Here is a 22,772-nt window from a genome sequence, read left to right as displayed (position 1 = left end):
CAAGATGAGAAAGTAGTCATAGGCTCAACAACTAATTAATTAAAATACAAACAAATTTTACATTGATCAATGTCCTGAATTTGAATATCCATATCATAGACATCACGCAAAACTTTTTTGTCAATCATGTCATCTTTAGGACCTTGATGAACGATTTTACCATTTTTCAGTGCGACAATGTAATCTGAATAAACAGAAGCAAAGTTCACATCATGAATAACTATTACGACGGTTTTACCCAACTCATTTACTAGTCTTTTAAGTACTTTCATAATTTGGACAGAATGCTTCATATCAAGATTATTCAATGGTTCATCTAATAAAATATATTCTGTATCCTGGGCAATAACCATTGCGATAAATGCACGTTGGCGTTGTCCACCACTCAACTCATCTAAATATTTATCTTCTAGCTCATTAAGCTCCATATAATCAATTGCTTCCTGAATAAATCGATGATCCTCTTTTTTCAATCTGCCTTGTGAGTATGGAAAGCGACCAAAGGAAACTAGCTCCTTCACTGTTAACCGTACATTTAAATGATTAGATTGCTTCAAAATAGCGATTTTTTTTGCTAATGCATTACTTTTTACGGATGATATTTCTTCATTATCAATATGGACTTCCCCAGTATCTTTTGTAATAAGACGACTGACAATTGATAGTAATGTACTCTTACCAGCTCCATTAGGTCCAATAAAAGAAGTAATCTTTCCTTTTGGAATCGAAACGGAAACTTGATCAACCACTGCTTTATTTCCATATTTTTTGGTAATCTCTTGTACTTCTACCATGCTTTATTCTCCTTTAAAATCAGATATAAGAAATATACTCCACCAACAAAGTTAATAATAACACTTAAGGTTGTGTTAAATGAAAAAATCCTATCTACTATTAATTGTCCACCAACAAGTGCGACAATACTAATTAATGCAGATGCTAATAACAAATAACCATGTTTATATGTTTTCATAAATTCATAGGTTACGTTAGATACTAACAATCCTAAGAATAGAATTGGACCAACTAAGGCAGTAGCAACGGAAATCCAAATCGCAATAACTACTAGTAAGCGTTGCATGACTTTATCATAATCAATTCCTAAGTTGATTGCGTGTTCCTTACCTAATGCCATAACATCTAAATACTTAATGTATCGCCAGAAATAGATAATCGTCGCAACTAAAATAATAATCGCAAACCATAGAATGTCTGTGTTGACGTTATTGAAGCTGGCAAACATTTTGTTCTGTACCATAAAAAACTCATTTGGATCGATTAATACTTCCATAAAAGAAGATAAACTACTAAAGAATGTACCAAATACAATCCCTATTAACAAAAGATAATATACATTTTTCTGCTTTCTAAAGAGCAGATGGTACAGTAATAAAGCGAAGATAACCATCGCCCCTACGGAAATAGCAAAATTTATATTCGCATTTAAAGCAACAATACTTGTTGAACCAAACACAAAGATAAAGAATGTTTGTAACAAGATATATAATGAATCCAACCCAATAAGACTTGGTGTTAATATGCGGTTGTTTGTAATCGTCTGGAATACAACCGTCGCAATTGCAATAACAGATCCAGTAATAATAATCGCTAATACCCTTGTGAATCTTCTTGGTAATATGTAATCCCAGTTACCTGGTATACCAACAAAAAGATAGACAGCTATTAAGGCCAAACTTACAGCTATTAAAATCGATATTTTCCACTTAAGACGCATATGCAGATCTCCTTAAAATCATGTAAAGGAAGATCCCACTACCAATAACACCAACTGTTACACCAATGGCTATTTCATACGGGAATATAATAATTCTTCCTAATATATCACAAGCTAATACGAATACAGCTCCTAGTAATGCTGTATGTGGTAAGCTATTCTTTAAATGATCTCCGCGATAAATCGAAACGATATTCGGAATAATCAAGCCTAAGAATGGAATCATTCCTACTGTTAAGATAACAACAGAAGTAATAATAGCAACTATTACAAGCCCTACATTTACTACTCGCTTATGGTTCATTCCTAAGTTCTTAGAGAAATCCTCCCCCATACCTGCAATCGTAAATTTATTTGCGTAGATATAAGCTAAAACCAATAATGGTACACTTATGTATAATATTTCATATCGCCCTTGCAAAATAAGAGCAAAGTTTCCTTGTAGCCAGGAAGACATGTTTTGAATAAGGTCATTTTGATAAGCAAAGAATGTTGTGATCGAACTGACAATATTCCCAAACATTAAACCTACTAACGGAATGAAAACGGGATCTTTGAACTTCACTTTATCTAATATTTTCATAAAAATGAACGTACCTAGTAAAGCAAAGACAAATGCTACTAACATCTTCTGAATGGGACCTGCTGCCGGAAACCACATTAAAGCTACCATAATACCAAATCTAGCAGAATCCATCGTCCCTGCAGTTGTCGGTGATACAAACTTGTTCCGACTTAATTGTTGCATAATTAATCCACAGATACTCATGCTTACTCCAGCAATGATAATACTAATTAATCTTGGGAGCCTACTGATGAGTAGAATTTCTTTTTGATCCTCTGTTAAGTTAAAGATATCTTTCGGATTTAAATCAATTACACCAACGAACAGAGAAATCACGGATAGTACGAGCAATAATACAATCAAATATCGTTTCTTCATAAAATTCCTAGGCCTTCCTGTTCACATTTTAATAATGAGATTCATTATCAATTAGATATTTATAATAGTATCATAAATTAGGCAACTGTCAATAGTTTTTGCACATTTCGGTACACGAATCAATCGCTAAACGTGATATTCATAGGGATTTACGCTATAATGACACAGAATAACTAAAATCGAAAGGAAGAACAGATTGATTATTATCATTGATAATTATGATTCATTTACATATAATCTCGCACAATATTATCGTCAATTAACGGACAATACATATGTTTTTAGAAACGATCAAATCACTATTGAGAAAATTGAACAATTGCAACCTGACTTGCTTGTTTTATCTCCTGGACCAGGTTCTCCAGAAGAGCAACAAACATGTCTTGAAATAGTAGATTATTTTCATCAACACACTCCCATCTTCGGAGTATGTTTAGGCATGCAAGTAATCGTACACTATTTTGGCGGGCAAGTAACGAAATCAACCGCTCCCATGCACGGAAAAGTATCCAAGATTCAGCATACAGCACAAGGGGTTTTTGAAAATATCAATAATGATATCGCTGTAACAAGATATCATTCATTGATTACCTCTATGCTTCCCGAGAATCGATTAATGATAACAGCACAAACATATAATGAAGAAATAATGGGTGTCAAACATGTACAATATAATATAGAAGGAATACAATTTCATCCCGAGGCAATTCTTACAGAATACGGCTTTGATATGATTAAAAATAGTTACCTTCAAGCAATGAATGGAGTGACCAAATGAGAAGCCCTACATTACAATTTCATTTTCAATCGTCTATTCAACAATTCTCTAATCCAATAAATGTTTGGCAAGCAGAACAACTTGATGAAATCGCACCTATATTTAACGAGATAGAAGCATATTTAGATGAAGGCTATTATATTGCCGGCTTTGTTTCCTATGAAGCAGCACCAGCATTTGATGCAAGTTATATGGTACATTCTAATCAACAACTACCACTTGTTTGGTTTGCAGCATTTAATGAGCCGAGTAATCATCCAATCAACCATATAACGAAAGATTATGAACTAGGAAAATGGCAATACACAACAGACTATAAGAATTATCAACGTAATATTACGAACATTAAAGATGCGATTGCAGCAGGAAACACTTATCAAGTAAATTACACTACAAGACTTAAAGCTCCATTTGTAGGTGATCCGTATTCTTTTTATCAGCAATTAGCGAAAAATCAACGTGCTTCTTACTCTGCTTATCTTGATATTGGTGATACACAGATTTTATCTGCATCACCTGAATTGTTTTTTCATGTCAAAGACGGCAACATTGTCACAAAACCAATGAAAGGAACAATCAAACGTGGTCGTACTTATCAAGAAGATATCAAGTTACAACAACAATTAAGGCAATCTGAAAAAGACCAAGCAGAAAATGTAATGATTGTTGATTTACTGAGAAATGATATCGGTAGAATTGCTAAGCCTGGTACCGTCAATGTAACAAGTTTATTTGATGTAGAAACCTATCCAACTGTACATCAAATGACATCATCGATCACTGCACAGTTAGAAACATCTAAAGTATTTGATTGGTTTCAAGCACTATTCCCTTGTGGTTCCATTACTGGTGCACCGAAAGTTGAAACAATGAAATACATTGCTCAATTAGAGGACACACCTAGAGAAGTGTATTGTGGTGCAATTGGATGGATTTCACCGCAGAGAGAGGCTATTTTCAATGTTCCGATCCGAACTGCCTTCATTCAAGATGGAGTGGCGACTTACGGTGCTGGTGGAGGTATTACATGGGATTCTATTAGTCAAAATGAATACGATGAATTAAATCAAAAAGCAGAAATATTGCGTCAAAACAGACAGAATGTTTCTCTTATCGAATCGTTAAAACTAGAAGATGGTCAGTACCCACTACTTCCCTATCATATGAAAAGACTAAAAGAATCCACATATTATTTCGGATATCCTTTTAATAAAGTAGAAGTAGAGGAGAAATTACAAGAGCTTGCCACTACTTATAAGAAAGGAATCTATAAAATCAGACTACTTTATCATTCATCTGGGGATTTCGATTGTGAACATCAACTTGTTCCTTTGCTTAAAGGACCTATTCAATCTGCTGTTGCAACAACACCCATTGACTGTTCAACTATTTATTTATATCACAAAACAACAAATAGACAAGTATATGAATGGCATGATCAACAATCATCAGAACATGTATTCACAACTCTATTATGGAATAAGGAAGGATTTATTACAGAATTCACACTTGGAAATATTGTTATTGAAAAAAATGGCTATTATTATACTCCGCCAGTTACGGACGGGCTACTAGCTGGTACATTTCGTGGGCATTTAGTAGAGAACAAAACGATAATAGAGAAGCAGTTACGATTATCGGAGCTCAAGGATGCAGATCAAATTTGGTTTATCAATAGTGTACGTGGTTGGTTAAAAGTTCAAATCAACGTTGATGAAGAAAAACAAAAAAGTCGCAAAAACAACTAATTGTTTGGTAAAATCTGAGTAGAGTCTTTTAAGGAGGAATTTATCATGAATGCGTATGAAGAGTATATGAGAGAAATTACACAATCAATGAGAGATGAATTAACAAATGCTGATTTCCAAGAACTACAGACACCTGAAGAGGTAGATCAATTTATGACATCTAATGATGACACAGCACTAGTAGTAGTTAATTCTGTTTGTGGCTGTGCGGCTGGATTAGCTCGCCCTGCAGCAGTCCAATCATTAAATAGCGAAAAGAGACCTAATAAACTAGTAACCGTATTTGCTGGGCAAGATCGTGAAGCAACTGCCAAAATGCGCGAATACTTTGTTGGTGTAGAGCCATCTTCACCTTCTATGGCTATTGTAAAAGATGGAGAATTAAAACACTTCATTCCTCGTGAACAAATCGAAGGGCACGACGTAGAAGATATCGTTACACAACTAACAAACGCTTATGCAGAATTCTGTTAATAAAGCGTGACAAAGTCGGTAGAAGTTTTACCCTCCGCTGACTTTTAACGAAGCTTATCAGGATGGTAGCATCTATGATAAAGAAGTAAAACCTGAACGTTAGCATCGTTCAGGTTTTTTTATGTGCGCACAAAAATTATTCCCGTTCATTCTGCACAATTACACTCATACTCTTCAAACATAAATTCTCTATATAATGTTCGTTCGGAGAAATCTTTCTTATTAGATGTAAATACTCTGATTAGTGGAGCTGCATCTTTTCTTGCCCATTCCCTAAGTTGTTCATCTAAATTCTTTAGACTTTCTAGAGTATATTCGTTCATAGCTTCCTCTAGGTTATTATGAGCACACGTATCATATGTCACTGCTAAATAATACGCATTAATCGTGAAATACTCCCCCTTCACACATTTTTTACGTACAAAAAAGATCCCATAAAGGGATCTTTTCTTTCATTATCCTACTCGACGTACAACACCAGAGAATTTAGATTTCCAATAACCGCTACCCATATCAGCAACCGCTACACCAGTTGAACTTTGAGAACCGATGAATTTGTTATTCCCTAAGTAAATGCCTACATGTCCATTCGTTTTGTATGTGTTAAAGAAGACAAGGTCTCCAGGCTGCATATTACTAGCTGAAACCGCACTACCCACTCCGATTAAACCGTCTGTACTTGCCGGCAAGCTCTTACCAGCTTGGCCGAATGCCCAACTAACAAATGCAGAACAGTCAAATAGTCCATTAGCGATATCAGAAGCGCTACGACCACCACCAAATTTATAAGCAGAGTTTCCGATGTATTTGTTACCAACAGATGTAACAATGCTTACCATACTACCACTTGGTTTTGGTGCGTCATTATCTGATGTACTAGCAAATTGTTCCACTTTACCATCGCTAGAGCTAGAAGAGTTATCTCCATCAGAACTTTCATTGCTTGATTCTTCTGCTAATTGTCGCATGCGCTCTTGTTCTTCTCTAGCTTCTTTCAACGCTTTTTCTTTATTTGCAAGTACTTGATCTTCTACTTTTAAGTCGTCAAGAATATCACTATTCTCTTCTTCTTTTTTCTTAAGATCTTTTTTTGCTTCTTCGTTTTGCTCTTTTTGCTCAACGATTTGTTCTTGCATTTCTTCATATTCATCTTTTAAATCTTTTAATTCATTAAGCTTATTATCTAATGCTGCTTTGTTTTCTTCTTCTTCTTCTTTATCTTTTTCTTGACTATCTAATAAATCTTGATCTGCCTGAGTAATTTTATGTACTAAAGCTACTCTATCAATAAAATCAGTGAAATTACTAGCACCCAGCATAACTTCTAAATAGCTAGAAGAACCACCATTCTCTTGTAAAGAGGAGATTCTATCTTTCAAGATTTCGTTTCGTCTTTCAATGTTTTCTTGGATTTCTTCAATTTTGTCTTCAAGGTCGCTTACTTCACCTTCAACATCTTTAATATTACCTTTTGTCTCTTTAATTTTCTTTTCATTAGCTTCAATTGCCTCTTCAAATCTAGCAATCTTTTCATTTAACTCTACTAATTCTGCTTTGATTTCTTCAATCTCATCTTTTTTATCATCAATGTTCGATTGGATTTCAGATCGTTGCTGTTGAATATCTTCTTCTGTTTCCGCATGTACTGTCTGAACAAAGAATACACTTGACATAATAGTTAACGCTACCGCAGACTTCTTTACTAAATTTTTCTTTTCTCGCACTTAACTCCCCTACCTTCAACAATTTTTTTCATTTTTTTATATGTATGTATATTTCCCTATACGTTCAAGGGTCTATGTAGTTCTCTATCATTATTTTAAAACCACAGTCATTGTACCATAGATAGATTTCATTAATGTTATGTAAATGTTACAAATATATTTCAATATTATTACGAGTTATGTCTACTTATGTCGTAAATCAATTTATATCTATCTAGTTCTAATAGATTACAAGTATAAAATAGACTGAGCGAAAACCACTCAGCCTACTTTTAGCTATTAGATATTAATCGTTTAACATTGTCTTCTTAACTATATAATTCTTCTTTTCTTCAATGTTACGAAATGCTTTTTGAGCTGGCATTGATATACTAAGTGCAACAAGACTCATACTAAAAAATAGACCAAGCCATTGAAAATGCCATACACCAAATAAAATAGCGAATACCCCAAGCACCATTACGATCGTTTGTAGCGGGTTAATGATCATGATAAAGAAAGCACTTTTCATTACTTGTAATACTTTCATATCATAATGAGCATATACCGGAAACAAATACAAGGATGTTAACGTAACAAGGATCGTCACAAACAAGAAAGGTATCGTTAATAGTAAAAGATAATCATTTTGCACAACCGTTATAAATAGAAAATCCAAATATAAAATATAGCCTAAGATAAGTACTATATAACCTATTATATTTGCCTGTAATATTGATTGACGATAAGCTTGCCAAAAAGTCTTAAATAAAGATATATCAGTCGAACCAGTAATCCATTTCCTTGTCACAGAAAATGTAGCGGCAGTTGCTGGAAACAAACTGAAAATAATGAATCCCAATACTGAAAAAACGATCCATAACAAATTTAAATATGCTACTTTTGTCACCCACTCAAGTGCTTTGTTTAATGCACTCACACAACATCACCCTTTCAAACCACTAGTACTAATCCCTTCTACTACATATCGTTGGAAGATGAAAAAGATGATAAACACAGGAATTAGTGATACGACCGACATAGCAAACATTGCTCCCCAGTTAGAGACAGTCTCATTACTTAAGAACATATTAAGTGCCATCGATACCGTATATTTTGACGGACTATTTAAATACAAAACAGGTCCAAGCAAATTATCCCACGTCCAGTAGAACGTAAAAATAGCTGTCGTTGCAAGTGCTGGTGTGATTAACGGTAAGATGATTCGATAATAGATACCAAATGTATTACACCCATCAATAATCGCCGCTTCATCTAATTCTCTCGGTATCGTTCGAATAAACTGAACTAGTAAAAAGATAAAAAATGGATGACCGAAATATGCTGGTACAACTAATGGCTTTAAGGAATTCAACCAATCTAACTGCGCAAAAATAATATATTGCGGTATCATTACTACTTCATATGGCAACATTAATGTCATAATCATTATCGCAAACCAAAAAGCTCTTCCCCTAAACTTTAACCTCGCGAAACCAAATGCTATTAAGGAACAAGAGATTAAATGACCGATTAATACAAGTACGACAAACACAGCAGTATTAAAAATAAACGTTCCGAACCCATAATTTCCGAAACCTTCCCAACCTTGTGCATAATTACTTAGAACAAACGGGTTAGGAATCAAAGAGTCTGCCGTAGCAAAAATCAACTCACTTTCTTTAAAAGAACTCATTACTAACCAAATAACCGGGTACAATAAGAGCACAGCAAAACCAGCTACAATAATATGATAGACAAGCTTCTTAACATGCTTCGCTTTCATCTGTTATCTGCCTCCTTCCGATTCATAATGGACCCAGAATCGTGATGAAAAGAAAATTAGTGAGGTCAGAATAGCGATGATAATTAGCATCACCCATGCCATTGCAGATGCATAACCCATATGGAAGAATTCAAACCCTTGCATAAATAGGTAGAGCGAATAAAGCAATGTTCCATCTAATGGTCCACCTGTTCCTTTTGAAATAATAAATGCTGGAACAAATGTCATAAATGCTGCTATCGTCTGCATAATTGCATTAAATAAAATAACAGGACTTAGCATTGGGATGGTAATCGTAAAGAACTTTTGGAAAAATCCTGCACCATCGACACTTGCTGCCTCATAATAGCTTTGTGGAATAGACTTCAGTCCAGCTAAGAAAATCAGCATAGAAGAACCGAACTGCCAAACAGATAAGAATATTAACATCCAAAGTGCTGCTGTCGGATTCCCAAACCAGCGCACAGGATCAATCCCCATTGTCATTAATGCAATATTTACGATTCCCTCATCACCAAAAATGTTCCGCCACATAATAGCAACTGCAACACTTCCACCAATCAAGGACGGTAAATAATACAATGTACGATATAACCCAACCGCTCTGGATGCTGTATTTAGAATCATCGCAACAACTAATGCAAAAATTAGTCGTAATGGAACACCAGCAAAAACATAGATGAAGGTTATTTTTAATGAATGAAGATACCGAGGATCATCAGTAAACATTTTTCTAAAGTTATCAAACCCTACCCATTCTGGTGAACTAAATAAATCATAGGAGGTAAAAGAAAAGTAAAAAGAAGCGATAATCGGGATAATAGTAAACGCCAAAAAGCCAATAATAAATGGCCCAATAAAAATATACCCCCATAAGTTCTGCTTCATATGTGTTTGCATTTGTCACACCCTCTCTATCACTTATCAAACGGAGATAGCCAACATATAGTTGTCAGCTATCTCACCTAATAAGTTATTAGTTTCCTAAAATACCTTCGGCTTGATTTCTAAAATGCTCCGCTGCATCCTCTGGTGAAATTTCACCATATGAAACCTGCTCTGATAAATTGTCTAAAGCTGAAATAATTTCACCTGCACCAGCTGGATCTGGCGCACCCATTTCAGTACTGTTTTCCTCAGCCCACGCGATATATTCGAATACTTTCGCCTGTGAGTCAGATACTTCATCAAGTAACGCTTCATTGATTTCTGAATTCACTGGTACACCACGTTCACCTAAGATAAGTTTATTTGCTTCTAGATCATTCACAAAGAAATCAATAAATTGCGCCGCTGCTTCTTTTTGCTCAGAGTTTTCAGAGATAGAGAAGAACATGCTTGGCTTCAAAAATAAACCATCTTCCGCATTTGGACCTGGCATCGGTGCAATCTCAAATTCATAATCAGAAATTTGTTCCAGGCCAACAAATTGGTTTGACCATTGGAATACACCGATACCCTCACCTTTCACTGTTGGATCCTCCTCAGGACCTGCTAATTGCGCTAAATAATCTGGTGTGGGGGAAGCTTCTTTCTCTACTTGATCTCGTACAATGGTAAAGAAGTCAACAAACAATTGATCATCATCATAGCCTAGACCACTACCATCTTCCGCATATAAACGTTGGCCATGTTGACGTAAATAGAAGTTAAAGAACACATCTGGCTGGAATCCGGTATCAAAATAGACATCATTATCTACTGCATTATTAGACATTTCTATATAATCATCCCATGTCCAATCTGCAGGAATCTCATCAATCCCAACTTCTTTCAGCAACTCTTGATTATAATGAAGGCCAACTGCATTAACCCCGATATTAAAACCGTATACTCCCTCCTCTACTGCTCCACCATTTACAATATCCTCAGAAATATGTGTTAGATCAATTTGATTATCGAAGAAAGGGGTTAAATCTGCCAATTGATTATTATTTGCATATTGTGATAAATAAGATAAGTCCATGGCAATAATATCCGGCAACTCATTTGCAGCCGCTTGCGGCGCAAGTTTTTGCCAATAATCATCCCAACTTGCATATTCAGGCTCTAATGTGATGCCTGGGTTATTCTCTTCAAACAATTCAATTACTTCTAATGTGTAATCATTCCTTGTCTGTTCACCCCACCAAGCAATTCGTAATGTAACATCACCATCACTTGTTGCAGCATCATCTGCTGTATCCTCCGTAGCATCGTCATCCACGTCACTTGTCGCATCCTCTGAACTATCATCTCCACTACATGCTGCTAACCAAAGAGTCATCATAATTCCCAACAAAACGAATAAAGATTTTTTCATGTCTTTACCTCCCCTTTTTATCTGTAAGCGATTACAGTATTATCTTATCAAAAATAGTAATCGATGATGATATAAAAATCAGTGATATATGTTCAAAAAAAAGAGGAGTTTATGTTACTCCACTTTCTCTTCATATGACTTTAACATTTCAGAAGGAGAAACCCCTTTCATCTTTTTAAAAATTTGGCTAAAATATTGTGGATTATTACCAAAACCTAATCGTTCAGCCAGCTCAAATACTTTCATATCTTTTTCCGTCTCTATCATTTTGACTGCTTTATTTATTCGGACATTTGTTACATATGCAGAAAATCGCTGCCCTATTTCTTTCTTAAAAATCTTCCCTAAGTAATCAGCATTCATATATAAATAATGATTAGCAAGCCATTGTAACGACAAATTAGGATTTTCTACCTCTTCTTCGATACATACCAACATTTCATTTACTACTTTAGAATATTCCACTGAACGTTCATTTTGCGAGAGGATGCGTTCAAACAAATCAACAAAAAATTGCACGAAATCTGATGCATAATGGAATTCCTCCATCTTTCCGATCGTTTCAATACTACTTTCTGTTGAATGATCTGTTAACTTCGTCATTAGTAGTAAATAAAAATGAATGAAATAGCCTCTCGTTACTTTCGGAGCAACATGATGTGTTGCCAAAACCTGCATATAATCAGAAATATGTGTAATAGCTTGTTTTTTTCGTTTCTTTTTCAAAAGGAGCACGATGGTATCCACTTCTATTTCTGATTTCATAGGAAATAAATCGGTAAATGAAACCCAATCATGAAAAGTAATCAAACTGTTGCATGATGAATAAAAGAGTTGTTGTTTCATTTCATTTATTGTAGGTATAGCCATTAATTGATCTTTGATAAACGATCGTGTAGTGACCGACATGATTTTCTGCTCATGAACATTACAAAAATGGTGAAGTTTTACTAAATGGTCGTTAGAATAGCGGAGAGCAACAAGTAACTGATTATTACCGATAGTGGCAACACACCCATCATCTGCAAACAATTGACAGATCGTTTGGCTGTCGATTGTCACTTCCATATTCACCAACCAAAAGAAAAATGGATCGTCTTGAAATAATTCGTCTAATAGCTTTAACATGTTTGATTGCGTTATTTCAGACAGTTGCTTATAGGTAAAGAATTGCTTTAACACCTCTTCATTTTGTATGACTTTCGTTGCTTCCATCGCTTGCATATATTGTCTCGTTTCATCCTCTGACCGTTTCTCAATAATCACATCATCTAAAGCTTCTGCTATATGCTCTTCATTACATGGTTTCAACAAATAGTGTTTGACACCAAAACGCATTGCTTGTCTTGCATATTCAAATTCATCAAATCCTGATAAGAATATCCATTTTACCGTTGGATATATCTCGCTTGCTTTTTTCACTAATTCAATCCCATTCAAACCTGGCATCGTTATATCCGTGATCACAATATCTGGTTGTTGTTGTTGAATAAACTCATATGCCTCCAGACCATTTAGTGCTTTTCCAATCAATTCTGCTTCATGTTCTTTCCAATTAATAATTGCAGATATACCATCCAGAATTATTCGCTCATCATCAACTAGTAACACTTTATACATGTTAGTTGCGATCCTCCTTTGGTAATGTAATGGAAACGACTGTACCTTTATCAATATCACTTTTCATTGCAAGTCCATAAGCTTCTCCAAACAAAAGCTGGACACGATCATTAATATTTCGTAATCCAATCCCTGTCCCTTTCGGTTGAAAATCACCTGATAAAATTTGTTTCACATAAGCCTCTTCCATTCCTGGGCCATTGTCTTCAACTGTTATCACAATAGTATCTTCTGTTTCTATAATTACTAGTTGGATAGTACATGTGCCTATCATCTCTTGCAAACCATAACGAATAGCATTTTCAACTAAAGGCTGGATAATAAACTTCGGGACAAAGATAGATACTAATTGTTCTGGTATATCTTTCGAAAAAGCCAACCTTTCAGCAAAACGATACGATTGGATTGTTATATAGTGGTCAACAATCGCTATCTCTTCCTTCAGCGGAATCATCGTATCTTTCATATTAATGGATGCTCGTAACACAAAACCTAACGATTCTGCCATTTGTGATATTTTCTGTTCACCCGCTATTTTGGCGGACCAATTTATCGAATCTAATGTATTATATAAAAAATGCGGATTAACTTGTGCTTGTAACGCATTAAACTCTGATTCTTTAATCAATAATTGCTTTTTATAATTCTCTTCTATTAAATAATGAATTTGTGCCATCATTTTTTGGAAGTTCTCATGCATCTCGCCTGCTTCATCTTTTGTTATTTCCATATCTTCGTCACCATAAGTCATATCACCAGTCTGTACTTTCTTCATTTTTTTATTTAAACTTTCAATCGGATTCACAATCGTACCAGTAAACTTGGACCCTAAAAATATCATTAGTAAAAAAAGAACAAAATACGTAAGAAATACAGCTGTTCGTGCTTGAGTAATAACAGTAAAAAGATTACTATATGGTGTTAAAATCATATATGTCCAGTCTAAGTGATTATCTTCTGAGTAGGTTAGAAAATAACGTTCTCCATTATATCTTATCATCTGATAACCGGCATCATGCTCAATAAATTTAGATGGTTTGACATCTTCAAATCCACTTGTACTCGTAAATATTGGCTGTTCATCTTGATCAAAGATAAAAAAATTCGTTTCTTGTTCCTTTACATTACGAGTTAGTTCATCCATCAATTCAATAATATCAACTCGTATCCCCATAAAACCTAATTGTTCAAAGGTAAAATCGTTATATTCTCGAATTGCTCGAACAGCCATTACTGTTTGGTCCTGATCCATAGGAGAAAGCCAGCTCACTCCGCCTTTTTCTTTTTCAGCTGCCTCCTTCATCATTACTAACCGTTCTTCCGATAGGTTTCTCATTAAATTCCCACTTGCATACTCTTTGTTATGCTGATCATAAACTTGAATCGATTGGACATATTTATTTAAAGCACCGATATGGAGTAATCTTGTACGAAGATCATTTCCAATTAAAAACTGTATGTAACTAGAGTCTGTCTTACTTAAATCGAGTAAATATGTTTGTACATAAGTGTCTGTTGCAATTTGGTAAGATAACCGCTCCATTTTTTTCAATTCTGCTTCAACAGAATTAGCGGAAACTTGAAGAGCCTGGGCAGATTGTCGATAGATCTCCTTATTATAAAGATGAAACGCATATTGCAAAATAGATAAACCGCCAATACTAAAAGCGAGGAGCACTAAAGACGTGAGGATAACCATTTTATACTTAAGGCGTAAATTCAAAAACTGTAGACGAAGCTTATTAATCATAGAACCCCTCCACTTGTTAACGCTTACAAATAGTATAAATGGCAATGATTGGTGAAGTCAATTTAATTACAATCAAAAAAGTGCTACATAGACTTTTGTCATAAGTAACACTTACCTCACTAATATATTCATGTCATATCCCCATCATTCAACAAAGACACGATATCTTTTGCCTCCATGATATATTTTAGGGACTATTTCTATCATGTTATTAAGATTATTGCTTATTATTTTGCATATAACAATACTTATATCACTAATCCTTTTTTCTTCGCTTTTTCATCCAATGCAAGTCCAACCCCTAAACCAATTGGGAGACCTAATGGAATACCTAATGCAATATTATCTAACATTAAACCAAATAAAACACCAAAAGAAATACCTACACTCATGTATAAAGCCATGTAATGACCTTCTTCCACACAATTATGTTCCTTTATTAAGTAAGACTTCGCATTAGACAACGTTTGTTTCCAACCTTTGAAATCTTCAGGAACCATATCTAAATGAAAAGAGTTTATATGCTCTTCTATTTCTGCTAAATATCTTCTTGCTATTTCTGACTCTTCCGCGAATTGTTCCAACTTATCAATTATTTTTTTACTTTTTTTCAAATTAATCATGCTTGAAAATTTCGGATCATTATTCCATTCTTCTAATTTATTGATCATGTTGTTCACTTGCGTAACCTCCCATGTGCATGGTTACTATACATACGATTGAACAAAGGAAGATGTTTCATTATATTTAATAAAGTTGGATAATTTTTTTGCTTGAACTACTTTCCCACTTAACATCCTTGTAAGCTGCTTGAAGAGGAAGTCTATTCGCTCTTTTAGATAAAAATATAGATTAAACAATTTTAGGCAATAAAAAAACCACCAATTATGTATTGGTGGAGACGGTGGGAGTCGAACCCACGTCCAAGGATATCGGCACTCAGGCTTCTACACGTGTAGTTGGTATATTACGGATTCGCTAGCTCTTATGCCTACCAACAGGCGTCCAAGTAGCTAGTCTGATTAGTCTCTTCTATTGATCCGCAGACGGAGGATAATAGCGTAGCCCACTAATAAGTGAGACCCTTCAATCTACCACATGGGCGATAGTAGGAAGGATCCTTTAACAGTGCTTACGCAGCTGCTAAAGAGTAATTGTTTTCTTTGCCAGTTATTATTGGCGTTAACGTTTTACGAGTCGTAACCTCGACGCGCAACCTGAGCTCGACCTACCCCTGTCGAATCCGTAACGTCCCCATATAAATATAAGGAAAACGGACAAGAGCAGATGTGCTCAATAGATTATTCAATTATAGATGTCTTGCCGATAAGACTAGTATACCACAAAATATATTTAATTCAAGATATATATATTGGTAAATTTTGTTCTATCTGTCTTTAATTGCTCGATCCATATCTCGTTTTGCTTGTTTCTGTTTTAAGTCTTCTCGTTTATCATATTTTTTCTTACCTTTTCCAAGACCAATCAATACTTTAGCAAAACCATTTTTAATATAAACTTTTAATGGGACAATCGAGTATCCTGCCTGTTTACTTTCACCGATCAGTTTATCAATTTGTTTACGGTGTAGTAATAATTTTCGAGCACGAGTTGGCTCATGATTAAAACGATTCCCTTGCTCATACGGAGAAATATGCATGTTGTTAATGTATGCTTCTCCTTGTCTAATCGTCGCGAAGCTGTCTTTTAAATTGACACGACCAGCTCTAATTGATTTTATCTCTGTCCCTTGAAGCACTAACCCAGCTTCAAATGTTTCCTCAATAAAATAATCATGATTTGCTTTTTTATTTTGTGCGATAACTTTTCCATCATTTTTTGCCATCTTCCGTTCCTCCTATAGCTACGTAATGACTATTTTAACAAAAAAAAAAGAAACGCGCGAATAGAAACTGAATAATACTCATTTAGCACTAAACGATCAATGTCTAAAAGCGATATAGGTTTTCTCCCATTCTATTGATGATAAGCGCTGGCATTAGCTCCGACAAAACACTACGCTTTCTTCGGGTACGGCTTCAGCTAATTTTTATGAAGCAGATCACTTCATGAAAATGGATCTTCAACTCGTACTTTTCCCGCAAGAGTCTTCGTGTTTTGTCTCCGCTATGTGATGTGATCTACTGTTTGTAAGTGGAAATACGATGATTCATATCCAAAAGGAATGCACTTAGTCAAAGGACATGAAATGTAAGTATTCCTCTCTCTTCCAATAGAGAATATAACCAAAGCGAAGGCAGAATACGGAGACTCCTATGGGAACAGCGCGAGTTGAAAATCCACTTTTCAACCGTTCTTATTGAAAAGTTAGTTGAAGCCGTGCCTATGGCATAGAAAACACTCTGAAAGCGGTCTGTGCTTGAATAGATGTTGCGCTTGTGCCCCGAGGGTGAAAGCGGAGTATTCTGACGCAGCGATTATCTACCACTCACTAGAAGTAGAATGAGTGAGCACATTTCATGGAATAACTAACATGAGCCACCATCCATTATCGCTTTTAGACAACAAAAAACGAGGCAGATCGTTGCTTTTCATGCAATGTTCTGCCTCGTTTTGTTTACTTTTTCTTCTTGCGATCTTTCTTATTTTTATTACCACCAGCTCGTGATTTTTGGGCTTTTTTGGCGGTTTTCTTCAGGCCACCTTTTTTCCCTTTATCACGTTTAGCATGAATTACTTTTCCTTCTTTTGATGGCCTTTGCTTTCTCGGCTTCATACCAACTATTTCAAAATCGACTGCACGCTCATCAATATTCACTTGGGCAACCTTTACTGTGATCGTGTCACCTACTTGAAATACATTCCCTGTTCTCTCACCGATCATTGCATATGCTCTTTCATCAAAATGATAGTAGTCATCTGTCAAATAACTAACATGAACAAGACCTTCTACCGTGTTTGGCAATTCTACAAACAAGCCAAAATTCGTTACTGAACTAATAACCCCTTCATACTCTTCACCGATTTTCTCTTGCATAAATTCAGCTTTTTTCAAGTCATCTACTTCACGTTCTGCATCTACTGAAGCTCTTTCTTTCATTGACGCTTGTTGGGCAATAACAGGCATTTTATCTTTCCAATGCTGTCTTGTCTTACCATCTAATTTATTTTCCAATAAATAAGTACGAATTAGACGATGCACAATTAAATCCGGATATCTTCGAATTGGCGAAGTGAAGTGTGTATAGAAATCTGTCGCTAACCCAAAATGTCCTATTCCTTGCGGGTCATATTTAGCTTGTTTCATCGAACGTAGCATTAGTTTAGAAATAATCATTTCTTCGTCAGTTCCAGCAACTTCATCTAATACATTCTGTAATGCTTGTGGATGAATTTCATTGGATGTGCCTTTTACAACATAGCCGAAACGTGCGATAAATTCAAAAAATGTTTGTAGTTTCGTTGGATCTGGATCTTCGTGAATACGATGAATAAACGGAACATCCATCCAGTGGAAATGCTCTGCTACCGTTTCATTGGCACATAGCATAAACTCCTCAATTAGACGTTCACCCACAGAACGTTCTCTAATAACAACATCCTGTGCTTTTCCTTTAGCGTCTACTAATACTTGTGCTTCTTTAAAATCAAAATCAATCGCACCACGCCCAAAACGTTTACTCCTTAAGATAGATGCTAAATCTTCCATATCTCGAAACATTGGTACTAATGTTTCATAACGATCCATAACCTTCTCATCATGATCCACTAATATTTGATTGACTGCTTTATATGTCATTCGTTCCGTTGTGTTAATAACAGCTTGGAAGATCTCATGATTAACCACTTCACCACTTGCATTAATCTCCATATCACAACCCAAAACAAGTCGATCTACTTGTGGATTTAATGAACAAATACCATTGGATAAACGATGAGGAATCATTGGTATAACACGGTCAACTAAATAGGCACTTGTCCCTCGTTCAAATGCTTCCTTATCTATCGGAGAATCTTCTTTGACATAATGAGTAACGTCAGCAATATATACACCTAATTTATAGTTACCATTATCAAGTTTTTTCACTGTTACTGCATCATCTAAATCCTTCGCATCTGCACCATCAATCGTAACAATTGTTTCATTACGTAAATCGCGACGGTCTTTCAATTCATCTTCATTTATTTCCTCGGAAATATTGTGTGCTTGCTCCAATACTTCTGGCGGAAAATCAATTGCAATACCATTTTTATAAATGATCGACACAATATCCATCCCTGGATCATTTTTATGACCAAGTATTTCGACTACACTACCTTCTGCACTCATTCTACCTTCAGGATATTTCGTAATTTCTACAATTACTTTATGACCATCAACGGCTCCTTTTGTTTGACCTTTAGGAACGAAAATATCATTGGGGATTCGCTTATCATCTGCAATAACAAATCCGAATGCTCCATTATCCTCAAAAGTACCAATAATCTCTTTCATCGCGCGTTCAATAATGCGGACAACGACACCTTCCGCCCTTTTCCCATCATCATCACGCTTATCTACTCGAACAAAAACTTTATCACCATTCATCGCAGAAGCTAAGTCAGCTTGGTTAATATATACATCATCCATCGCTTCATCTTCTGGAATCAAAAAGGCAAATCCTTTTGCATGCATTTGAATCGTTCCTCGGACTAAATTCATTTTCTCTGGTAATCCGTAACGATTTTTGCGCGTGCGAATTAACTGCCCAGTATCCTCCAAATGGTTAAGTGCCTTGATTAATTCGGTAAATTGGTCTGCATCTGTCAGTCCAAGAATTTCTTCTATTTCCTGTACAGATAGAGGTTTTTCAGCATTGTTGTCAAAGTAGTCTAAAATTTGTTGTTGTAATTGTTCCATATCGTCACCTCTTTCTTTTATGATTAGTATTGTTTATTAGATTAAAAATTATAAAGCGAGACTTCAATCAGTGTGAGTTTTTCACTCCCATTGATTGTTAGCGAAACTTATCAGGGAGTTAGCGTCCGTTTATCCCCCGCTTAGCTTCCTCGTTTTCACTCGAAGCTTGAAGTGGGGGTTTTACGGACGTTTGCACCGTGATAAAAGTGGTTATTGAACTAAATTTGCATGTCGACAACTCGGCAATTTAGCTTTTTTCTTCTTACCAATCTAATGATGCTAAAAATTGCGCAACATCCTGATGTACTTTATCTTTTTCTTTACTAAACGTAATCGCGTGTCCAGCATTGTCATACCATGTTATTTGCTTTTGGTCTGACTCTACACTGTCATATATATAATTAGCACTTTCCGTATTTATCATTTGATCATTTGTTGCTTGTACGACAAATGTCGGTGTATAAATCATATCAACCGTTTCTTTCACTTTTTCGATGGAAGTCGCAATTTCTTGGAATAGTTCCTTCGAGTCGTCTACTAACTGCTCTACTTCCGCTTGAATCACATCATCTTCTTTTCCTTCAAGTTTCTTATAATCTTTAGCAAATTGACGGAACCCGATTGTTAGTTGCTGCTCATTATCAAAAAACATCGGTGAACACATCGTTATAACAGCTTGTAATGGTGTATTACCTGCTAATCGTAAACCTAGAACACCACCTAAAGAAAGACCAATAACCGCGATTTTTTGATAACCTTTATCTTTCAATTCTTGATATGCTTGTTGCACATCTTCCCACCAATCCTCTGCTGTTACACCAATTAATTCTTCTGGTGATTTACCATGACCACGATATATTGGTGCATAACAAGTATAACCTTCGTTATTCAAATATCGTCCAAGCATTCGCATGTCTGCAGAGTGACCTGTAAAGCCATGTAGTAATAATACGGCACGCTCATCTCCTTCAAACATAAATGGTTCTGGTTGCTTCATCTTCATTTCTATGTAAACCCCTTTCGCGAATTCCCTTCATTTTTTCTATCTTTCCCTATTATACTTTTTCACATTCCCTAATAAAGATATGAAAAAACATCCTCCGCACGTAGCAAAGGATGTTTATTGATGCTATATTTATTGCCCAAATTTGAATTATAATAAGTATGCAAGAGCAAACGTAAGGACAAAGAATAGTACACCTGTAATCACTGTTCCACGGTGTAATACAGCGTCAATACCTCTTGCTTTTTGTTTTCCAAATAATTGCTCCGCACCACCAGCGATTGCACCTGATAGTCCAGCACTTTTACCTGATTGTAATAATACAAATACAATTAAAACGATGGCATCAATAATTAATAAAGTCATTGCAACTGTTACCATGTTGCAAACCCCCCTTAGACGTACAAATACATAACTACAATGTAGCAAAAAGGATAACAAATAGCAAGAATTATTTACTAATTTAGACTTTTTATCACGGTGCTAACTTCCTGATAAGTAGTTTACAGATTTACCTTGCTGCACTTCGATAACTTCTAAAGCAGTAATATCTTATACTTCGTTCATCAAACTTCTTTCTTCGTTTATATTTTTGAAAATCTTCCAAAAATCATTGCCCAAAGTATCGTTTTCAAGTAAGCTTATCCATGATTGTTTTCCAAAGATTATTATATAGATGAAACTTATCATGGAGTATAGCGTACATAATAGTATACCCATTAGCGGTACGGAAAGGAGTGTGAACAAACATGAAGAAAGAATCATTCTGGTACACAACGAAAGATCAACATGAAATTCACGTAAAATGTTGGCACAGCCCTACCCCACCAAAAGCAATTGTGCAGATTGCGCACGGTATGGTGGAACATATAGAAAGATACGATGCGTTTGCTACATATTTAACAGAACAAGGCATTACTGTCTACGGTCATGATCATCGTGGTCACGGTAAAACTGGTGAAAAAAATAACACACAAGGCTTCTTTGCGGAGAAAAATGGATTTGACCGTGTTGTTTATGATTGCATTGAATTAACCGAAATGATAAGAGAGAATAACAAACAACTGCCAATTTTTTTAGTTGGACACAGCATGGGTTCTTTCATTAGCAGAAGATATATAATGCTTACACCTCAATATTTAACAGGAGTTATTTTAATCGGTACTTCTTTTCAACCAAACAGCTTACTAAATGTTGCAAAACAAGCAGCAAAAGTAACCACTATGTTTAGAGGTAAAAATAAAGAAGCAAAATTGATGAATAAACTAACTTTTTTAGGCTATAACAAGCATACGGATAAGCAGACAGATTTTGATTGGTTATGCTCTGTTCATAAAGAAGTTGAGCAATATGAAGAAGACAAATTATGTGGATTTATCCCAACCAATCAATTTTTCTATGATCTATATACAGGGATACAATTGATTCAGTCAAAGGAAAAAAATAAATTAATCCCAACTGGTCTACCTTTACTTTTCCTAAGTGGGAAAGATGACCCTGTTGGACAATATGGACAAGGTGTCGAAAAGTGTGTGGACTTTTATCAAACGCTCGGTGTAAAAAATATTGATTTACATCTATATGAGGAAAAACGGCATGAAATCTTGAACGAAACGAATAAAATCGACATATTTCACGAGATTGTCACATGGATTAATAGACAAATGACTTGTCACAACTTAACACAATCTTTATAATAAGCATGTTACTTTATTATTTCTCTTGAATACACCTTGATTTAAGAGTAAAATTAGAGTGTATGACAACTTTAAATATTATTAGGAGGTTTCTTTATTATGGCAGTAGAAAAAACAGTAACAATTACAGATGAAACAGGAGTTCACGCACGTCCAGCAACAGTGCTAGTGAATAAAGCAGGTAGCTTTGCATCTGATATGAACTTAGAATATAACGGCAAATCAATCAACTTAAAATCAATCATGGGTGTTATGTCTCTAGGTATCCCTCAAGGTGCTGAAATCAAAATCTCTGCTGAAGGTTCTGACGAACAAGAAGCTGTTGACGCAGTAGTAGACGTAATCAAGTCTGAAGGTCTAGGAGAGTAATTT

At 35.3% G+C, this 22,772-nt stretch carries 21 protein-coding genes and 1 other RNA gene; 5 read left to right on the top strand and 17 right to left on the bottom strand.

The features are described 5' to 3' along the window. Window positions 1-35: 35 nt before the first annotated feature. Genes SH601_RS01780 through SH601_RS01770 form a run of 3 tightly spaced genes read right to left on the bottom strand, consistent with a single transcriptional unit; the run spans window position 36 to window position 2,678 of the window. A complete protein-coding gene (locus tag SH601_RS01780; protein ID WP_319956508.1) occupies window positions 36-794 on the bottom strand; it encodes an iron ABC transporter ATP-binding protein in 759 nt (252 codons plus the stop codon). Then, window positions 788-1,735: an iron chelate uptake ABC transporter family permease subunit gene (locus SH601_RS01775; protein WP_319956507.1), complete on the bottom strand. Its 948-nt coding sequence runs from the start codon at window positions 1,733-1,735 to the stop codon at window positions 788-790. Before SH601_RS01775 ends, SH601_RS01780 begins: the two co-directional genes overlap by 7 nt. Further along, window positions 1,725-2,678, bottom strand: coding sequence for an ABC transporter permease (locus SH601_RS01770; protein WP_319956506.1), 954 nt, complete (start codon window positions 2,676-2,678; stop codon window positions 1,725-1,727). Before SH601_RS01770 ends, SH601_RS01775 begins: the two co-directional genes overlap by 11 nt. A gap of 196 nt (window positions 2,679-2,874) precedes the next feature. Here SH601_RS01770 and SH601_RS01765 point away from each other — a divergent pair, with 196 nt between their 5' ends. Genes SH601_RS01765 through SH601_RS01755 form a run of 3 tightly spaced genes read left to right on the top strand, consistent with a single transcriptional unit; the run spans window position 2,875 to window position 5,678 of the window. Next, window positions 2,875-3,456, top strand: coding sequence for an anthranilate synthase component II (locus tag SH601_RS01765; RefSeq protein WP_319956505.1), 582 nt, complete (start codon window positions 2,875-2,877; stop codon window positions 3,454-3,456). Further along, window positions 3,453-5,204, top strand: a complete 1,752-nt coding sequence (pabB, locus tag SH601_RS01760; RefSeq protein ID WP_319956503.1) for an aminodeoxychorismate synthase component I — start codon at window positions 3,453-3,455, stop codon at window positions 5,202-5,204. Before SH601_RS01765 ends, pabB begins: the two co-directional genes overlap by 4 nt. A 45-nt stretch (window positions 5,205-5,249) precedes the next feature. Continuing rightward, window positions 5,250-5,678 (top strand): BrxA/BrxB family bacilliredoxin, encoded by a 429-nt coding sequence (locus tag SH601_RS01755; protein ID WP_319956502.1) that lies wholly within the window; start codon window positions 5,250-5,252, stop codon window positions 5,676-5,678. A gap of 146 nt (window positions 5,679-5,824) precedes the next feature. On the opposite strand, the gene SH601_RS01750 is transcribed toward SH601_RS01755, so the two are convergent. From SH601_RS01750 to secG, 14 genes are all read right to left on the bottom strand, one after another. Next, window positions 5,825-6,001, bottom strand: coding sequence for a hypothetical protein (locus SH601_RS01750; protein WP_319956501.1), 177 nt, complete (start codon window positions 5,999-6,001; stop codon window positions 5,825-5,827). Window positions 6,002-6,133: 132 nt separating this feature from the next. Continuing rightward, window positions 6,134-7,402 (bottom strand): C40 family peptidase, encoded by a 1,269-nt coding sequence (locus SH601_RS01745; protein ID WP_319956500.1) that lies wholly within the window; start codon window positions 7,400-7,402, stop codon window positions 6,134-6,136. Between the two features lie 286 nt (window positions 7,403-7,688). Beyond that, complete coding sequence (locus SH601_RS01740; RefSeq protein WP_319956499.1) at window positions 7,689-8,321, bottom strand: YesL family protein; 633 nt, start codon at window positions 8,319-8,321, stop codon at window positions 7,689-7,691. Between the two features lie 6 nt (window positions 8,322-8,327). Further along, complete coding sequence (locus tag SH601_RS01735; protein ID WP_319956498.1) at window positions 8,328-9,167, bottom strand: carbohydrate ABC transporter permease; 840 nt, start codon at window positions 9,165-9,167, stop codon at window positions 8,328-8,330. 3 nt (window positions 9,168-9,170) lie between these two features. Next, entirely contained in the window at window positions 9,171-10,067 is an 897-nt protein-coding gene (locus SH601_RS01730) for a carbohydrate ABC transporter permease (protein WP_319956497.1), read from the bottom strand. Between the two features lie 76 nt (window positions 10,068-10,143). Then, window positions 10,144-11,469, bottom strand: coding sequence for an ABC transporter substrate-binding protein (locus SH601_RS01725; protein WP_319956496.1), 1,326 nt, complete (start codon window positions 11,467-11,469; stop codon window positions 10,144-10,146). A gap of 114 nt (window positions 11,470-11,583) precedes the next feature. Next, the gene (locus tag SH601_RS01720; protein WP_319956495.1) at window positions 11,584-13,089 is read right to left on the bottom strand and encodes a response regulator; all 1,506 of its coding nucleotides are present in this window, start codon (window positions 13,087-13,089) and stop codon (window positions 11,584-11,586) included. 1 nt (window position 13,090) lies between these two features. Beyond that, complete coding sequence (locus SH601_RS01715; RefSeq protein WP_319956494.1) at window positions 13,091-14,839, bottom strand: cache domain-containing sensor histidine kinase; 1,749 nt, start codon at window positions 14,837-14,839, stop codon at window positions 13,091-13,093. A gap of 248 nt (window positions 14,840-15,087) precedes the next feature. Continuing rightward, the gene (locus tag SH601_RS01710; protein WP_483401863.1) at window positions 15,088-15,510 is read right to left on the bottom strand and encodes a glycine zipper domain-containing protein; all 423 of its coding nucleotides are present in this window, start codon (window positions 15,508-15,510) and stop codon (window positions 15,088-15,090) included. A 222-nt stretch (window positions 15,511-15,732) separates the two neighbouring features. Next, window positions 15,733-16,095, bottom strand: a transfer-messenger RNA (tmRNA) gene (gene ssrA, locus SH601_RS01705). A gap of 131 nt (window positions 16,096-16,226) precedes the next feature. Further along, window positions 16,227-16,685 (bottom strand): SsrA-binding protein SmpB, encoded by a 459-nt coding sequence (smpB, locus tag SH601_RS01700; protein WP_319956492.1) that lies wholly within the window; start codon window positions 16,683-16,685, stop codon window positions 16,227-16,229. 732 nt (window positions 16,686-17,417) lie between these two features. Continuing rightward, entirely contained in the window at window positions 17,418-19,700 is a 2,283-nt protein-coding gene (gene rnr, locus SH601_RS01695; protein ID WP_319956491.1) for a ribonuclease R, read from the bottom strand. A gap of 262 nt (window positions 19,701-19,962) precedes the next feature. Further along, a complete protein-coding gene (locus tag SH601_RS01690) occupies window positions 19,963-20,703 on the bottom strand; it encodes an alpha/beta hydrolase (protein ID WP_319956490.1) in 741 nt (246 codons plus the stop codon). Window positions 20,704-20,853: 150 nt separating this feature from the next. Next, window positions 20,854-21,084, bottom strand: coding sequence for a preprotein translocase subunit SecG (gene secG / locus SH601_RS01685; protein ID WP_319956489.1), 231 nt, complete (start codon window positions 21,082-21,084; stop codon window positions 20,854-20,856). Between the two features lie 368 nt (window positions 21,085-21,452). Between secG and SH601_RS01680 the strand changes: the two genes are divergently transcribed. Beyond that, the gene (locus SH601_RS01680) at window positions 21,453-22,400 is read left to right on the top strand and encodes an alpha/beta hydrolase (RefSeq protein ID WP_319956488.1); all 948 of its coding nucleotides are present in this window, start codon (window positions 21,453-21,455) and stop codon (window positions 22,398-22,400) included. A 99-nt stretch (window positions 22,401-22,499) separates the two neighbouring features. Continuing rightward, on the top strand, window positions 22,500-22,769 hold the full coding sequence (locus SH601_RS01675; RefSeq protein ID WP_319956487.1) for a phosphocarrier protein HPr: 270 nt from the start codon (window positions 22,500-22,502) through the stop codon (window positions 22,767-22,769). The last annotated feature ends 3 nt before the right edge of the window (window positions 22,770-22,772 follow it).

It is taken from the genome of Gracilibacillus pellucidus (genome assembly GCF_033949965.1).
GTDB classification, from domain to species: Bacteria; Bacillota; Bacilli; order Bacillales; family Amphibacillaceae; genus Gracilibacillus; species Gracilibacillus pellucidus.
Note: the sequence above shows the minus strand (reverse complement) of the source record. Positions and strands in the feature narration are given on the sequence as shown.

Bases quoted from the DNA above. Each gene is read 5' to 3' on its own strand.
- SH601_RS01780 (WP_319956508.1), bottom strand. From the start codon at position 794: ATGGTAGAAGTACAAGAGATTACCAAAAAATATGGAAATAAAGCAGTG.
- SH601_RS01775 (WP_319956507.1), bottom strand. From the start codon at position 1,735: ATGCGTCTTAAGTGGAAAATATCGATTTTAATAGCTGTAAGTTTGGCC.
- SH601_RS01770 (WP_319956506.1), bottom strand. From the start codon at position 2,678: ATGAAGAAACGATATTTGATTGTATTATTGCTCGTACTATCCGTGATT.
- pabB (WP_319956503.1), top strand. From the start codon at position 3,453: ATGAGAAGCCCTACATTACAATTTCATTTTCAATCGTCTATTCAACAA.
- SH601_RS01755 (WP_319956502.1), top strand. From the start codon at position 5,250: ATGAATGCGTATGAAGAGTATATGAGAGAAATTACACAATCAATGAGA.
- SH601_RS01750 (WP_319956501.1), bottom strand. From the start codon at position 6,001: ATGAACGAATATACTCTAGAAAGTCTAAAGAATTTAGATGAACAACTT.
- SH601_RS01735 (WP_319956498.1), bottom strand. From the start codon at position 9,167: ATGAAAGCGAAGCATGTTAAGAAGCTTGTCTATCATATTATTGTAGCT.
- SH601_RS01730 (WP_319956497.1), bottom strand. From the start codon at position 10,067: ATGCAAACACATATGAAGCAGAACTTATGGGGGTATATTTTTATTGGG.
- SH601_RS01725 (WP_319956496.1), bottom strand. From the start codon at position 11,469: ATGAAAAAATCTTTATTCGTTTTGTTGGGAATTATGATGACTCTTTGG.
- SH601_RS01720 (WP_319956495.1), bottom strand. From the start codon at position 13,089: ATGTATAAAGTGTTACTAGTTGATGATGAGCGAATAATTCTGGATGGT.
- SH601_RS01715 (WP_319956494.1), bottom strand. From the start codon at position 14,839: ATGATTAATAAGCTTCGTCTACAGTTTTTGAATTTACGCCTTAAGTAT.
- SH601_RS01710 (WP_483401863.1), bottom strand. From the start codon at position 15,510: ATGATCAATAAATTAGAAGAATGGAATAATGATCCGAAATTTTCAAGC.
- smpB (WP_319956492.1), bottom strand. From the start codon at position 16,685: ATGGCAAAAAATGATGGAAAAGTTATCGCACAAAATAAAAAAGCAAAT.
- rnr (WP_319956491.1), bottom strand. From the start codon at position 19,700: ATGGAACAATTACAACAACAAATTTTAGACTACTTTGACAACAATGCT.
- SH601_RS01690 (WP_319956490.1), bottom strand. From the start codon at position 20,703: ATGAAGATGAAGCAACCAGAACCATTTATGTTTGAAGGAGATGAGCGT.
- secG (WP_319956489.1), bottom strand. From the start codon at position 21,084: ATGGTAACAGTTGCAATGACTTTATTAATTATTGATGCCATCGTTTTA.
- SH601_RS01680 (WP_319956488.1), top strand. From the start codon at position 21,453: ATGAAGAAAGAATCATTCTGGTACACAACGAAAGATCAACATGAAATT.
- SH601_RS01675 (WP_319956487.1), top strand. From the start codon at position 22,500: ATGGCAGTAGAAAAAACAGTAACAATTACAGATGAAACAGGAGTTCAC.